Genomic DNA, 13207 nt, shown 5'->3' with positions numbered 1-13207 from the left:
AATAAATGTCTAAAGAAACAGAACCTATAGAAAAAAGCCTGTATTTACAGGCTTTTCTTAACTTTCATAAGTGATTAATGAAATTGTATCATAACCATCGAGCAATTCCATTCCATTTAAATATTTAAGCTCAATCAGGAAAGCGATTCCGGCCACAACGCCGCCCATCTCTTCAATCAATTTAATCGTCGCCATAATCGTACCGCCGGTAGCGAGCAGGTCATCTGTAATGAGGACACGCTGTCCCGGTTTGATAGCATCCTTATGCATCGTCAGCACATTTGTACCATACTCGAGATCGTATTCGTACTCCAGTACCTCGCGCGGCAATTTACCTTTTTTACGCACCGGTGCAAAACCGATACCCATACTGTAAGCAACCGGGCAGCCGATAATAAATCCGCGTGCTTCAGGTCCGACAACAATGTCAACATCCTTCGCTGCAGCGTACTCTACAATCTGATCCGTTGCATATTTATATGCGGGGCCGTTATCCATTATCGTAGTGATATCTTTAAAACTGACACCTTCTTTCGGCCAGTTTTCAACTTCTGATACATACTGTTTTAAATCCATAATTTCCTCCAATTTACGCTGTAATTAATGTACGTAAATAATCTTTCATATTTTGGCCGGAAGACATTTTCAGTTTTGCCTCGGCTTCAATTTTAGTAGTTAAGCGTTTTAAATATTGACTGTTTTCTATATTGATCCCGCTCTGTACTTCATCCTTATATACTATACCATTTTCGAGGCGGATTCGTGACAAATCTGCTAAAATATCGGTAATAATTTTTAAGTTTCTCATCGAAGTGCCTATTCTTTTTGCAAGATGCGGCGCATGGATAGTTAAATCTATTGCCCCGTCCTTCGCATTCATAATAATTTCATCTGTCTGTTCAATCAGCTGTTTCGACGGCAGCCCTTCAAAAAACAGTTCATTTTTATCGTTAAAAATTACAATAATTTTAGAAGCCTGCAGCCCTTTCAATGTTGTCTTCAGCTCTTCAAGATCATAAGGAATATCCCGCAGCACTACAGTATCCACTGCAATCGGCAGCGGGTCCCCGTACGTAAAGTAATTTTCTTTGCCGTCATTACCTTCGCTCGTGACGAACAGATCATCGCTTTTAATAAGCGAAAAATCCTGCTCGTTTTTAGCACGCATATCAATAATCTGCAAATCGTCAATGCGCGCATCCATCAGGACCATCTGCAGTGTGCGCTTATGATTAAAGTCGTTAATATTCAGCCTGCCGATTAAACTGATTTTGTCGCCGCTCTGCACTTCGCTGTGAAGAAAACCGAATTTAAAGCCGATAATATCGATATCCAGCTCCTGCAGCGTAATTTTAATATGCGATAAGTCTTTGCCGACCTGACGGATACTCTTAACTGTCTGATTCGCAATCATAAATACCGGGGTATTAAAATCCTTGCCAAAAGGTTTTAATCTTCTGATGCGTTCAAAATCTTTCAGTGTTAAATTGTCACCCGTCACTTTATAATCAATATACTGAACAGGTTTTAAGTTAAGATTCAGCTCATTAAAATATCCGGTTATTGTTTTTTTAAATTCATCAAGAGAGTCTTCGTAGACCGATAAGCCGAGCGCCTGGGAATGACCGCCAAGCGTATTGAAATAATCGGGATAATTTTTCAGAACACCGAGGAGATCAATGCCTTCAATTGACCGTGCCGAACCTTTATACACATCAAAATCACTGCTCATAACAATCGCAGGCTTGCCGAATCTGTCGACGAGTCTCGATGCCACAATGCCGAGCACGCCCTGATGCCAGTCTTCGCCCGCGACAATATTAATTTCATTACTTTCATCGACCTGATCAGCCGCTTCCTTATAAATCGTTTCAACCAGTGCTTTTCTCTCGGTATTCAGTTCTTCAATGCCGGAGGCAATTTCATATGCACGGTTCTCATCATCCGCCAGTAACAGTTCCACACCAATTGACGCTTCGTCCATTCTCCCTGTCGCATTTAATCTTGGTGCAATAGTAAAACCGATTGTCTCTTCGTCAATTGTTCCTGTATGATTGCTCATTTTTAATAATGTTGATAAACCGAGCGGCATCTTCTGATTCAGTTCAGCGAGTCCTCTTGTTACGAGAAATTTATTCTCATCCGTCATCGAGACGATATCTGCGACTGTGCCTATAGCGACAAGTCCGAGATACTCATCTTTAGCGAGACCAAGAGCCTGGATAACCTTGTAAGCAGCACCGACACCCGCAAGTTCCTGGAAAGGATATTTACTTTCCGGATAACCGGCATGAACGATCACTGCATCCGGAATTTCATCTGCAAAAGCGTGGTGATCTATAATCACTGTGTCGATATTATTTTCACGGAGCAGTGCGATTTCCTTTGCTGCTGCGACACCGTTGTCAACCGTAATTACAAGATCTGCATTCCCGACGACTTCGAATTCAAAGAAATCGTAGTTCGGACCGTAGCCGTGTTCCATTCTGTTCGGGATAAAATAAAAAACATTTTCGTTTTCCGCTCTCAGCGCGTCGTATAAAATTGCGGTGCTGGTTATCCCGTCCGCATCATAGTCGCCGTAAATTAAAATTCGGGACTCCGCGTCCAGATGTTTTTTAATCATTGCTGCCGCTTCATTAATATTCGGCATATACTGCCAGTTATACTCTGACGGCGCCAGAATTTCATCCACCTGCTCCTGTGTATTATAACCGCGGTTTTCAAGCAAGGTTACTTCCAGATGATTCAATTTATATTCTTTTTTAATATCCTCGCTTAACTGTTCAGTGCGTTCCCGCACCTGCCATGTATATTTTGATGTAAACATAATTATCACCTTTTTAAAAAACGTCCAGGCGCACCCGGACGTTTTGAATTTACTATTATTATACTACCACTTTATCATCATTTTTAGCTTTCTCAGTATAGACAACAATTTCTCCGCCTGATTTTCTAAGCTGTCTGCGTTTTAAGACACCCCACAGCTGTATTGCAATGAAGAACGATGAATATACACCGCTCATCAGACCGATGAACAAGGCCAGCGAGAAGTTGAATATCGACGATGCACCGAAGAAGACTAAGAAGATAACCACGATTAAAACAGTCAGCACTGTATTGATTGAGCGTGTTGCTGTCTGTCTTAATGACCGGTTAATGACAATATTAATCTCTTCTTCGCTTCTGAACACTTTAATTTTCCGATTGTTTTCACGAATTCTGTCCATGGTCACAATCGTGTCGTTAATCGAATAACCGACAACGGTCAGTACTGCAGCGATTATAGTAATATCCACTTCGATGCGGAAGACAGAAAATACTGCAAGGATAATCAGCACGTCATGCAAGAGAGCCAGCACAGCAGGCAGCGCCATACGCCATTCGAACCGGATTGAAGCATATATAATAATACCGACAGAAGCGATAATCAGTGCAATAATTGCATTCTGTGCAAGTTCCTGGCCGATAACCGGACTGACCGTGCTGATCATAGGTTCATTGCCGTACATTTCATTAAAGTGTGTCTGCATCTCAGTCACTTCCTGCTGCGACAGATCAGTACCGTAGCGGGCAACAATTGTATCCGGTCCCGAGACTGTCAAGTTTTCCGGAGGAATACCGAGACTATCAAGCTCACTTTCGACTTCTTCAACTGCCGCCGTGCCGTCTGTCACAATATCTGCTCTTGTACCGCTTGTAAAGTCGATTCCAAGATTCAGCTTAAATACAAAGAGAATAATTACTCCTGCCGCGACGAGTAAAGCACTGAAGGCAAAAAACTTATTCGCATGCTTAACGAAATTAAAACGGTCCCATGGGGTACTTAAATCTTCAATCTCTTTACCTTCAGAGATATTATGAATACTTTTCGCATTTACCCCGAACCAGCCTTTTTTGTTATAAGCATAATTCGACTGAACAATCAGGGACATAATCACCCGCGTTAAGAATACCGCCGTAACAAAGCTCATTAAAATTGAGAGCATGAGCATAGTTGCAAATCCTTTAACGCTACTCGTACCAAAAATAAACAGGACTACAGCAGCAATTAAAGTTGTCAGGTTAGCATCAATAATGGTCCATAAAGAAGATGATGCCGCTTTTTTATATGCCTGTTTTAAACTGCGGCCGATACGCAGTTCATCTTTTATTCTTTCGTACAGAATTATATTTGCATCCACAGCCATACCGACACCTAATATCAGAGCCGCAATACCCGGCAAGGTCAGTACACCGCTGATCGCATTAAAACCGGCCAGTGTCAGGAATATATACACACTGAGTGTAATTACCGCAATAAAACCTGGTATTCTGTAGAATACAAGCATGAACAGAAATACAAGTCCAACACCAATCAGACCAGCTGTAACAGTTTCATCGAGCGCCTGCTCACCGAACTGCGCTCCGACAGAAGTAGAATATACTTCGTCGAGTTTTACTGGCAGCGAACCTGAGTTAAGAAGCGCCGAAATATTTTGTGCACGTTCGACGCCCTCCTGGCCTTCAAAGCCGCCTGAAATCATTACATCAGTCGAATTAATCGGCTGTGACACCGTCGGTGCAGAGATAAATTTCGGATTTTCTTTTTGCACTTCCTCTAGAAATGAATCTTCACCTTCTGTGAAATCCATCCAGATTACCATCAGGTTTTCACCCGGAGGACGCTGTGAAATTTCTTCAGTCACTTCTTTAAACTTATTGCTGTCACGCAGTTCTAAAGACACCATGGCATTGTTCATCTCATCATAATCCTGAGACGCACCGCCCTGGACTAAGTCTTTGCCGGACAGCAGTACATTATCGTCGACGTCGCGAATTGTCAGTTCAGCCTGGGTGCTTAAAAGCTCCCTTGCTTCCTGCTGGTCATCGACACCGGCAAGCTGCACTCTGATTCTGTTATTATCTTCAATTTGTATATTCGGTTCCGACACACCGAGTACGTTAACTCTTGAATCGAGTGTTGATGCTGTACTCCGGACTGCGCTGTCATCAATCGTATCTCCTTCTTCAAGAGGTTCGACCTGATAAAGAACTTCAAAACCGCCCTGGAGATCCAGACCGAGATTGACGTTATTTAATACATCTTTAAGCGTTAAGGCGATTGTTGTAAACAGTACGACAACAATCATCAGTGCAATAATTAATTTACTGGATTTCTTTTTCACGTTGACACCTCTAGTTTTTACAATGAGTTAATTATAACGTTAAAAATTACAAAGATAAATAAAAAAAGCCGACGAATGCCGACTTAGGTTTTTGTATTTATTTTACAACTTCTTTTAAAGCGACACGGTCAAATTTAAGAACTGCCGACTCATCAGTACGTAAGTACATGTGCTTCTGGTCGAAAGACTCTACAGTACCGTGCAAACCGCCGATTGTAATGACTTCATCGCCTTTTTGCAGTCCAGCCTGCATTTCCTGTACCGCTTTTTGTCTCTTTTGAGCCGGGCGGATCATTAAGAAATACATAACTAAAACTAAAACGATTATCGGTGCAAAAGTTACGAGTAATTCCATTGCGCAATTTCCTCCTGCTTAGAAATTTTTCGGATTTTCAGTATTCAATCCATAAGATTCGAAAAATGCTTCTTTAAAATCCAATAAATTATCATTTAAAATTGCAGTTCGAACATCTTCCATCAAGTTTAACAGAAAATAAAGATTATGATAAGTAGTAAGTCTCAATCCGAGTATCTCATTTGCTTTAAATAAATGTCTGAGGTAGGCACGTGTGTAGTTCTTACAAGTGTAGCAGTCGCAATTCGGATCCAGCGGTGTAAAATCGCGTTCGAATTTTTTATTTTTAACGACAACACGTCCTTCGGAAGTCATCGTTGTTCCGTTTCGTGCAATACGCGTCGGCAGTACACAGTCAAACATGTCGACCCCGCGGATAACACCTTCGATCAGAGCATCCGGCGAACCGATGCCCATTAAGTATCTCGGTTTATCTTCCGGCAGCAGGTGCACGGTTTCTTCGAGCACTCTGTACATTACAGGTTTCGGTTCTCCGACAGATAAGCCGCCGATGGAATAGCCCGGGAAGTCCATTGCTACTAAATCCTTCGCACTCTGTTCGCGGAGGTCTTTATACTCCCCGCCCTGGACGATGCCAAAGAGCGCCTGGTGTTTATCGTGTCCTTTTTTAATATGGTGATTGAGACCGCGGTCAGCCCAGCGTGTCGTGCGTTCAACTGACTGCTTAACGTAATCGTGGGTCGAAGGAATCGCTGCACATTCGTCAAAGCTCATCATAATATCTGAGCCGAGGTCATGCTGAATATCCATCGCGCCTTCCGGACCTAAAAATAATTTAGAGCCGTCGAGATGGCTCCGGAAATGGACGCCTTCTTCGGTAATTTTACGGCGATGGCTCAGGCTGAATACCTGAAAACCGCCCGAGTCTGTCAGAATCGGCTTGTCCCAGTTCATGAACTTATGGAGGCCGCCGGCTTCTTTAACAATGTCATTTCCCGGCCGCAGCCATAAGTGATATGTGTTCGATAAAATAATCTGTGAACCGATATCAGCAAGCTCTTCCGGAGACATCGTCTTGACTGTTGCGAGCGTGCCGACCGGCATGAAAATCGGCGTATCGATAACACCATGCGGTGTATGGAGCTTGCCGAGTCGCGCACCCGTCTGTTTGCACGTTTTAATATGTTCATAGCGAATTGCCAAAGTAGTCACCTCTTTAATATAAAATCATCGCATCGCCGAACGAGAAGAAACGGTATTCCGAGTCGACTGCATGGGCGTATGCATTTAAAATATGTTCTCTCGAACTGAACGCGCTGACCAGCATGACCAGCGAAGATTTAGGCAGATGGAAGTTCGTTATCAAGACGTCCACCGCCTTGTAAATAAAGCCCGGGTAAATAAAAATATCTGTAAATCCGGAGGCTTCTTTAAATTCGCCATGTTCATGCATAATAGTTTCGAGCGTACGGGTACTCGTCGTACCGACACTGATAATTTTACCGCCAGCATCTTTAGCCCGGTTCAGTTTTTCTGCCGCATCAGCTGTCATCATATAGAATTCGCTGTGCATTTTATGGTCTTCAATCGTTTCTGCTGCGACTGGACGGAAAGTTCCGAGGCCGACATGCAGCGTAATATAAACAATTTCAACACCTTTATCCTGAATCTCTTTCAGCAGTGTCTCGGTAAAGTGCAACCCTGCTGTCGGTGCTGCAGCTGAACCGGATTCCCGTGCAAAGACAGTCTGGTAGCGGTCTTTATCATCGAGTTTTTCTTTAATATACGGCGGCAGCGGCATTTCACCGAGTTCATCCAGAACCTGTTCCAGAATGCCGTCGTAAATCAGCTTCATATGATGAATACCTTCTTCGAATTTCGCTGTGCATTCCGCAACGAGCTTGCCTTCTCCGAAAGTAATCCTTGTACCTATACTGATTTTTTTCGCCGGACGGATGAGTACTTCGTATCCGCCGTCAAGCGGTTTTAAGAGCAGCATTTCAATTTTTGCGCCTGTTTCTTCTTTGATGCCAAACAGTCTTGCAGGCAGTACTTTCGTATCATTTAATACGAGTACATCCCCCGGAGTAAAATAATCCGCGACATCGTAAAAATGTTTGTCGGTCAAGTCGCCTGTCGTCTTATTAACAGCAAGCAGCCTTGAATTCGTACGCTCTTTTAACGGTGTCTGCGCAATTAAGTTTTCAGGCAGATGAAAATCAAATTCTTCTAACTTCATGTGTTTCCTCCTAAACCAGCTTAAGTCAAATCAATATTTTTAAAATATTCAAATGATTTCGCTGTGGCTTTACGCCCTCTTGGTGTCCGTTCCAAAAATCCGCGCTGGATTAAATACGGTTCATATACATCATTCAGTGTCACGACTTCTTCGCCGATGGATACCGCAACGGTTTCGAGGCCGACGGGACCGCCTCCGTATGTACCGATAATCGTCCGCATAATTTTATGGTCAACCGGCTCAAGGCCTTCCGGATCGACTTCCAGCACTTTAAGTGCATAATTCGTAGTATCTAGTGTAATTGCTTCTTCACCTTTAACCATTGAAAAGTCTCTGACGCGCCGGAGCAGTCTGTTTGCTATTCTCGGCGTGCCGCGTGATCTTCTCGCGAGCTCTTCCAAACTGTTTTCCGGAATCGCCACTTCAAAAATATCCGCTGTCCGCTCGATAATCAGCTTCAGACTGTCAAGGTCGTAATACTGCAGTCTGAGCTGTACCCCGAAACGGTCTCTGAGCGGTGCTGAAAGACTTCCGAAACGGGTCGTTGCGCCGACTAAAGTAAACGGCGGCAAATCAATTCTGATACTTCTCGCTTCATCGCCCTGACCGATGACCACATCGATAAAGAAATCTTCCATGGCGGAATATAAAATTTCTTCAACGAAACGCGGCAGTCTGTGAATTTCATCGATAAAGAGCACATCACCCGGTTCTAAACTGGATAAAATCGCAGCGAGGTCACCGGCTCGTTCAACCGCCGGCCCGGATGTCGTCTTAATATTAACGTTCATTTCAGCAGCGATAATATTGGCAAGCGTCGTTTTACCGAGCCCCGGCGGGCCATGCAGAATTACATGATCCAGCGCTTCTTCGCGCATTCTTGCCGCCTCGATAAACACGCTTAAATTATTTTTAAGCGCATCCTGTCCGATGTACTGCTGCAATTTTGCCGGCCGGAGCGATAATTCGAGCGACGCTTCATCATCGTGCTCATGCTCATCCAAAATACGTTCATCCATTACTTCACCCCGTTTAATTTAGTAATAGTTTAAGTCCAAGCTTCACTGCTTCATCAACAGAACTGATATTTTCTTTTGCAAGTTTCTTCTCGATGCGTGTCAGCTCACGTTTCGAGTAGCCGAGCACTTCAAGCGCAAGCAGCGCCTCATCGACGTAAACAGAATCCGCAGCAGCAGCCGCTGTTTCAGCAGGATCCGCTGTTTCATCCGGCTTCAGCTTGCCTTTTAAGTCGAGAATAATCTGGCTGGCACTCTTTTTCCCAATGCCCGGGAATTTCTGCATAAAAGCATTATCTTCCCGTTCTATTGCATTGATTATTTCATTCGGCGTTGCTGCAGCAAGTATAGCCAAGGCACTTTTAGGACCAATTCCGGTCACTTTCAGGAGAGATTTAAACATTGATTTTTCACTCTCACTGGTAAAGCCGTACAGCGTATGTGCATCGTCCCTTACAATGAGCTCCGTAAAAATCGTTACATCCGTATTGATATAGCCTTCAAGCCGGAACGGATTCGGTACGAGCAGCAAATACCCGATACCGCCTGTCTCTACAGTCGCTCCGGCTGGTTTGACTTCCGTCAGCTTACCTTTTATATACTGATACATTTATAATCACCTATTCTACAAATTCAAACTCTCCGCCTAAAATACGCACAATATTTCCAGCCTGTATACCCCGGTCGCGAAGTGCATCATCGATGCCCATCGTGCGCATTTGTCTCGCGAATCTGCGTACTGCGGCTTCGCGGTTAAAGTCTGTCATCATGAACAGACGTTCAATTGCTGCACCCGATACAACATAGGCACCGTCATCATCACGTGTAATTTCAAATTTATCAGGATCTTTTTCATGACGGTATACAACGCGGCTTTCCGTCTCAATCTCTTCTTTAACAACCGGCTGTTCTTCAAGCAGATCTGCCACTTTATATAGAAGCGCATCGATATTTTCACCCGTTGCTGCTGAAATTTGTACAATTTCACTCTCGGAGTCAATGCCGTCTATAAAGTTATTAATTATTTCTTCATCGTGATCGATTAACTCCACTTTATTTAAAGCGATAACTTCCGGACGCTCGAGGAGTTCTTCGTTAAACATCGCCATTTCTCTGCGGATAGTCTTATAATCTTCAACCGCATCTCTGCCGTCAGTTTCAGAAATATCCACTACGTGCACGAGCACTTTTGTTCTTTCGATATGACGGAGAAACTGGTGCCCGAGCCCTGTACCGCCTGATGCGCCTTCAATAAGTCCCGGCATATCAGCCATGACGAAGGTTCTTCCGTCTTTTGTTTGTGCTACGCCGAGGTTCGGCTGCAGCGTAGTGAAGTGATAATCTCCGACTTTCGGTTTCGCCTTTGATACAGTGCCGAGCAGGGTTGATTTACCGACACTTGGAAAACCGACAATACCGACATCCGCCATCATTTTAAGTTCCATTGTGACTTCGAGCTCATGACCGGGCTCTCCGTTTTCCGCAAAGTCAGGTGCGGGGTTGCGGCTTGTAGCAAAGCGGGAGTTGCCGCGTCCGCCGCGTCCGCCTTTAGCGATTACCGCCTGCTGGCCGTGTTCAATCAGATCGGCAAGCGTTTCGCCATTCTCCGAGTTTTTCACTATGGTGCCCGGCGGCACTTTTAATACTAATGGCGCACTGTTTTTACCGTGCATATTAGAATTCATTCCATTTTCTCCGTGGGATGCTTTAAAGTGACGCTGGAATCTGAAGTCCATTAAAGTTCTTAATCCTTCATCTACTTCCATAATAATATCTGCACCGTTACCGCCGTCTCCGCCGGATGGCCCGCCCATCGGAATATATTTCTCTCTGCGGTATGCTACCAGACCGTTACCGCCGTTACCTGCTTTCAAGTAGACGGATACGTAATCTATAAACATAACACTCACCTCCATGTAAGATTCTCTATTTTTAATTATAACATTCATAAAAAAAGACATCAGCAGAAGCTGATGCCACAAAATTATTATTTTGCTTCCTGATATACAGAAACACGTTTTTTGTCGCGTCCGACACGTTCGAATTTAACAACACCGTCGATTTTCGCGAATAGAGTGTCATCTCCGCCGCGTCCTACGTTTTCACCCGGGTGAATTTTAGTACCGCGCTGACGGAATAAAATAGATCCGCCTGTTACGAATTGTCCATCTTGTCTTTTGGCACCAAGGCGTTTTGATTCAGAGTCACGACCGTTTCTAGTCGACCCAACCCCTTTTTTCGATGCGAAGAACTGTAAGTTTAATTTTAACATTCAATACACCTCACTCATGTTCAATTTTTATAAATTCGCTATATTCTGATTCAATAGTTTTTAATGACACAATCATTGTTTCCAAAATCAATTGAACTCTGTCATCAGATGTATCTTCAAGCTTAACACTTAAATATCCACCTTCGTCGGCCATATCTATGGCCGGCTCGTAATCAGTCAGCGCAAATACTGCGTTCACACTGCCGAATACAACTGCCGAAGCACCTGCACATACGAGATCTTTTCCGTGAACATCAAAGTCCGCGTGTCCGTCCATCGTAAATCCGGTAATATGTTTCTCACTGTTACGGGCAACGATAACATTAATCATTACGCGTTGATTTTGCCGATTGTTAATTTAGTATAAGGCTGACGATGACCTTGTTTACGGCTGTAGTTTTTTCTGCGTTTGAACTTGATAACGTTAATCTTTTTACCGCGTCCATGCTTTTCAACTGTAGCTGTAACAGTAGCACCTTCAACTGTAGGAACTCCAACTTTAGCGTTGTCGCCTCCAACAAAAAGTACTTTGTCAAACGTGAATTCAGCGCCTTCTTCAACTTCTAATTTTTCAACGAAGATTGATTGACCTTCTTCAACTTTTACCTGTTTACCACCTGTTTCGATGATTGCAAACATACTTACACCTCCTATTATTTAAGACACGCCACTATAGGTGGGCTCTGCCGCTTAAACCTATACATGTGCGGTTGACGTTTACGTTTCATCAACTACTGTATTATATAAAATATAAATGGCTGTGTCAATTGATTCTCCGCAATTCTTTTCTGACCTTCGCCGTCTGAATGGCAAGGACATAAAGGATAACGAAAAACAGCGCACTGACCAGTACGCTCGGAATTGCCCGGAGCGCGATATAGTCGAAAAACGGCATCGCTATGAAATCGAGCACCCGGTAAATCGCGTACTGGTATAAATCGAAAAGAAAGGTGTTCAGCAGCACGACAAAGGCCATGGCTACAAAATCCCTGTAGAACACTCTGAAAGCTGCCTGCATAAAGACTACGAAGGCGATAAAACCAAAGATGTGAACACCGTACAGCGAACCGATGTACACATCGAGCATAATACCGAACACAGCAGCAAAAAACATACTGATTCCCGGCCCCGCGTATATCGTTAAAAGCAGAATATACATAAACAGAAGCTTCGGCACAAAGTAAACTTCAACTCCAAAAACCATCATCGGACTGAAGCCGGTAAAAGCCATATCAGTATACATGAGTAATATTCCTATAATAAAAATTACTATCGTCTGCATATTTGTCAATCCTCCAGTGACTCAGGATCGCGTTTTAAGACAAACACATTATCCACATCATTTAAGTCACTGTTCATCTGTACGTAAGCGTTCTGGCTCAGTCCGTACTCATCGTTTTCAACTTCCACTACTTTACCGATAACAATACCTTCAGGGAAAGCACCTGTCAGCCCCGATGTAAATACTTCGTCGCCTTTTTCAAGTTTTACCTGGCTTTTAATATTTTCCACGACCAGCACATCATTTTCCGTATCGAAGTTGCGGATGTTGCCGTAAACAGCTTCATCATTGTGTCTGACTTCAACCGACAGGTTATTTTGTGATGCATTCGTCGAAATCATCTCGATAAAACTCGATTTACCGTTAACGCGTTTAACAATCCCGACCAGTCCTTCCGATGTCGACACTGCCATGCCTTCTTTAATGCCGTCTTTTTCTCCCTTATCAATCGTAAAGGATTCGAGCCACTGGTCAGGTGCACGTGAAATAACCCGGGCATTGACAGTCTCGTAAGCCATACTGGAACTTACTTCCAGAGACTCTCGCAGCTCTTCGTTTTCAGCCTTGAGACGTTCATTGTCCGCCTGCAGCTGCGGCAGCATATCGAGCTGCTGTTTCAGTTCCTCGTTTTCTTCAAGTGCACTGAAACTTCCTGCAATGTTTGAAAATATATTTCCTATAAAGCTGAACGGCGCATCGACAACCTTTTGAGTCGCGGCTGCCGTATCACCGGTGAACTGCTCCGCTTTCGTTGTGGAATCTCTGTCCGACAAAGAAAAACCGATTAATGCAATTAATACTACTATGCCAAACAGCACGATTAACATGCGGTTTCGATTAAAAAACTTAGTCACTCTCATGCCGCCCCCAAAATTTAATATCTGGGTAAATAATACCACATTTGATGACAGACA

The 13207-nt window shown here is 43.7% G+C and carries 14 protein-coding genes and 1 other annotated feature; all 14 genes read right to left on the bottom strand.

The genetic code is table 11. From position 1 onward, the window contains the following. Positions 1-57 precede the first annotated feature (57 nt). Entirely contained in the window at positions 58-576 is a 519-nt protein-coding gene (locus MHH58_RS05605) for an adenine phosphoribosyltransferase (protein ID WP_341345280.1), read from the bottom strand. A 13-nt stretch (positions 577-589) separates the two neighbouring features. Further along, complete coding sequence (gene recJ / locus MHH58_RS05600) at positions 590-2830, bottom strand: single-stranded-DNA-specific exonuclease RecJ (RefSeq protein WP_341345279.1); 2241 nt, start codon at positions 2828-2830, stop codon at positions 590-592. A gap of 58 nt (positions 2831-2888) precedes the next feature. Then, positions 2889-5168, bottom strand: a complete 2280-nt coding sequence (secDF, locus tag MHH58_RS05595) for a protein translocase subunit SecDF (protein WP_341345278.1) — start codon at positions 5166-5168, stop codon at positions 2889-2891. Between the two features lie 97 nt (positions 5169-5265). After that, positions 5266-5523 (bottom strand): preprotein translocase subunit YajC, encoded by a 258-nt coding sequence (gene yajC, locus MHH58_RS05590; protein WP_115884466.1) that lies wholly within the window; start codon positions 5521-5523, stop codon positions 5266-5268. Between the two features lie 18 nt (positions 5524-5541). Then, positions 5542-6687: a tRNA guanosine(34) transglycosylase Tgt gene (gene tgt, locus MHH58_RS05585; RefSeq protein ID WP_135096561.1), complete on the bottom strand. Its 1146-nt coding sequence runs from the start codon at positions 6685-6687 to the stop codon at positions 5542-5544. Positions 6688-6700: 13 nt separating this feature from the next. Further along, positions 6701-7723 (bottom strand): tRNA preQ1(34) S-adenosylmethionine ribosyltransferase-isomerase QueA, encoded by a 1023-nt coding sequence (queA, locus tag MHH58_RS05580; RefSeq protein WP_135096559.1) that lies wholly within the window; start codon positions 7721-7723, stop codon positions 6701-6703. A gap of 20 nt (positions 7724-7743) precedes the next feature. After that, on the bottom strand, positions 7744-8742 hold the full coding sequence (gene ruvB / locus MHH58_RS05575) for a Holliday junction branch migration DNA helicase RuvB (RefSeq protein WP_135096557.1): 999 nt from the start codon (positions 8740-8742) through the stop codon (positions 7744-7746). Positions 8743-8755: 13 nt separating this feature from the next. Beyond that, positions 8756-9349 (bottom strand): Holliday junction branch migration protein RuvA, encoded by a 594-nt coding sequence (gene ruvA / locus MHH58_RS05570; protein ID WP_135096555.1) that lies wholly within the window; start codon positions 9347-9349, stop codon positions 8756-8758. Between the two features lie 10 nt (positions 9350-9359). Then, positions 9360-10640 carry a GTPase ObgE gene (gene obgE, locus MHH58_RS05565; RefSeq protein WP_135096553.1) on the bottom strand — a complete coding sequence of 427 codons (1281 nt, stop codon included), beginning with the start codon at positions 10638-10640 and terminating at the stop codon, positions 9360-9362. Between the two features lie 86 nt (positions 10641-10726). Next, positions 10727-11011 (bottom strand): 50S ribosomal protein L27, encoded by a 285-nt coding sequence (rpmA, locus tag MHH58_RS05560; RefSeq protein WP_115884471.1) that lies wholly within the window; start codon positions 11009-11011, stop codon positions 10727-10729. 10 nt (positions 11012-11021) lie between these two features. After that, complete coding sequence (locus MHH58_RS05555; RefSeq protein ID WP_135096551.1) at positions 11022-11342, bottom strand: ribosomal-processing cysteine protease Prp; 321 nt, start codon at positions 11340-11342, stop codon at positions 11022-11024. Continuing rightward, positions 11342-11650 carry a 50S ribosomal protein L21 gene (gene rplU / locus MHH58_RS05550; RefSeq protein ID WP_135096549.1) on the bottom strand — a complete coding sequence of 103 codons (309 nt, stop codon included), beginning with the start codon at positions 11648-11650 and terminating at the stop codon, positions 11342-11344. The genes MHH58_RS05555 and rplU overlap by 1 nt, the downstream gene beginning before the upstream one ends. Before the next feature lie 11 nt (positions 11651-11661). Further along, positions 11662-11733, bottom strand: a sequence feature (ribosomal protein L21 leader region). A gap of 41 nt (positions 11734-11774) precedes the next feature. After that, positions 11775-12293, bottom strand: coding sequence for a rod shape-determining protein MreD (gene mreD, locus MHH58_RS05545; protein WP_115884474.1), 519 nt, complete (start codon positions 12291-12293; stop codon positions 11775-11777). 5 nt (positions 12294-12298) lie between these two features. Then, a complete protein-coding gene (gene mreC / locus MHH58_RS05540; protein WP_228063398.1) occupies positions 12299-13153 on the bottom strand; it encodes a rod shape-determining protein MreC in 855 nt (284 codons plus the stop codon). Positions 13154-13207: the final 54 nt, after the last annotated feature.

Source organism: Jeotgalicoccus sp. FSL K6-3177, assembly GCF_038050175.1.
Taxonomy (GTDB): domain Bacteria; phylum Bacillota; class Bacilli; order Staphylococcales; family Salinicoccaceae; genus Jeotgalicoccus; species Jeotgalicoccus nanhaiensis.
The sequence above is the reverse complement of the archived record's forward strand: the minus strand, read 5'-3'. Positions and strand labels throughout refer to the sequence as shown.

Bases quoted from the DNA above. Each gene is read 5' to 3' on its own strand.
- MHH58_RS05605 (WP_341345280.1), bottom strand. From the start codon at position 576: ATGGATTTAAAACAGTATGTATCAGAAGTTGAAAACTGGCCGAAAGAA.
- mreD (WP_115884474.1), bottom strand. From the start codon at position 12,293: ATGCAGACGATAGTAATTTTTATTATAGGAATATTACTCATGTATACT.
- obgE (WP_135096553.1), bottom strand. From the start codon at position 10,640: ATGTTTATAGATTACGTATCCGTCTACTTGAAAGCAGGTAACGGCGGT.
- rplU (WP_135096549.1), bottom strand. From the start codon at position 11,650: ATGTTTGCAATCATCGAAACAGGTGGTAAACAGGTAAAAGTTGAAGAA.
- yajC (WP_115884466.1), bottom strand. From the start codon at position 5,523: ATGGAATTACTCGTAACTTTTGCACCGATAATCGTTTTAGTTTTAGTT.
- recJ (WP_341345279.1), bottom strand. From the start codon at position 2,830: ATGTTTACATCAAAATATACATGGCAGGTGCGGGAACGCACTGAACAG.
- MHH58_RS05555 (WP_135096551.1), bottom strand. From the start codon at position 11,342: ATGATTAATGTTATCGTTGCCCGTAACAGTGAGAAACATATTACCGGA.
- ruvB (WP_135096557.1), bottom strand. From the start codon at position 8,742: ATGGATGAACGTATTTTGGATGAGCATGAGCACGATGATGAAGCGTCG.
- rpmA (WP_115884471.1), bottom strand. From the start codon at position 11,011: ATGTTAAAATTAAACTTACAGTTCTTCGCATCGAAAAAAGGGGTTGGG.
- queA (WP_135096559.1), bottom strand. From the start codon at position 7,723: ATGAAGTTAGAAGAATTTGATTTTCATCTGCCTGAAAACTTAATTGCG.
- mreC (WP_228063398.1), bottom strand. From the start codon at position 13,153: ATGAGAGTGACTAAGTTTTTTAATCGAAACCGCATGTTAATCGTGCTG.
- ruvA (WP_135096555.1), bottom strand. From the start codon at position 9,349: ATGTATCAGTATATAAAAGGTAAGCTGACGGAAGTCAAACCAGCCGGA.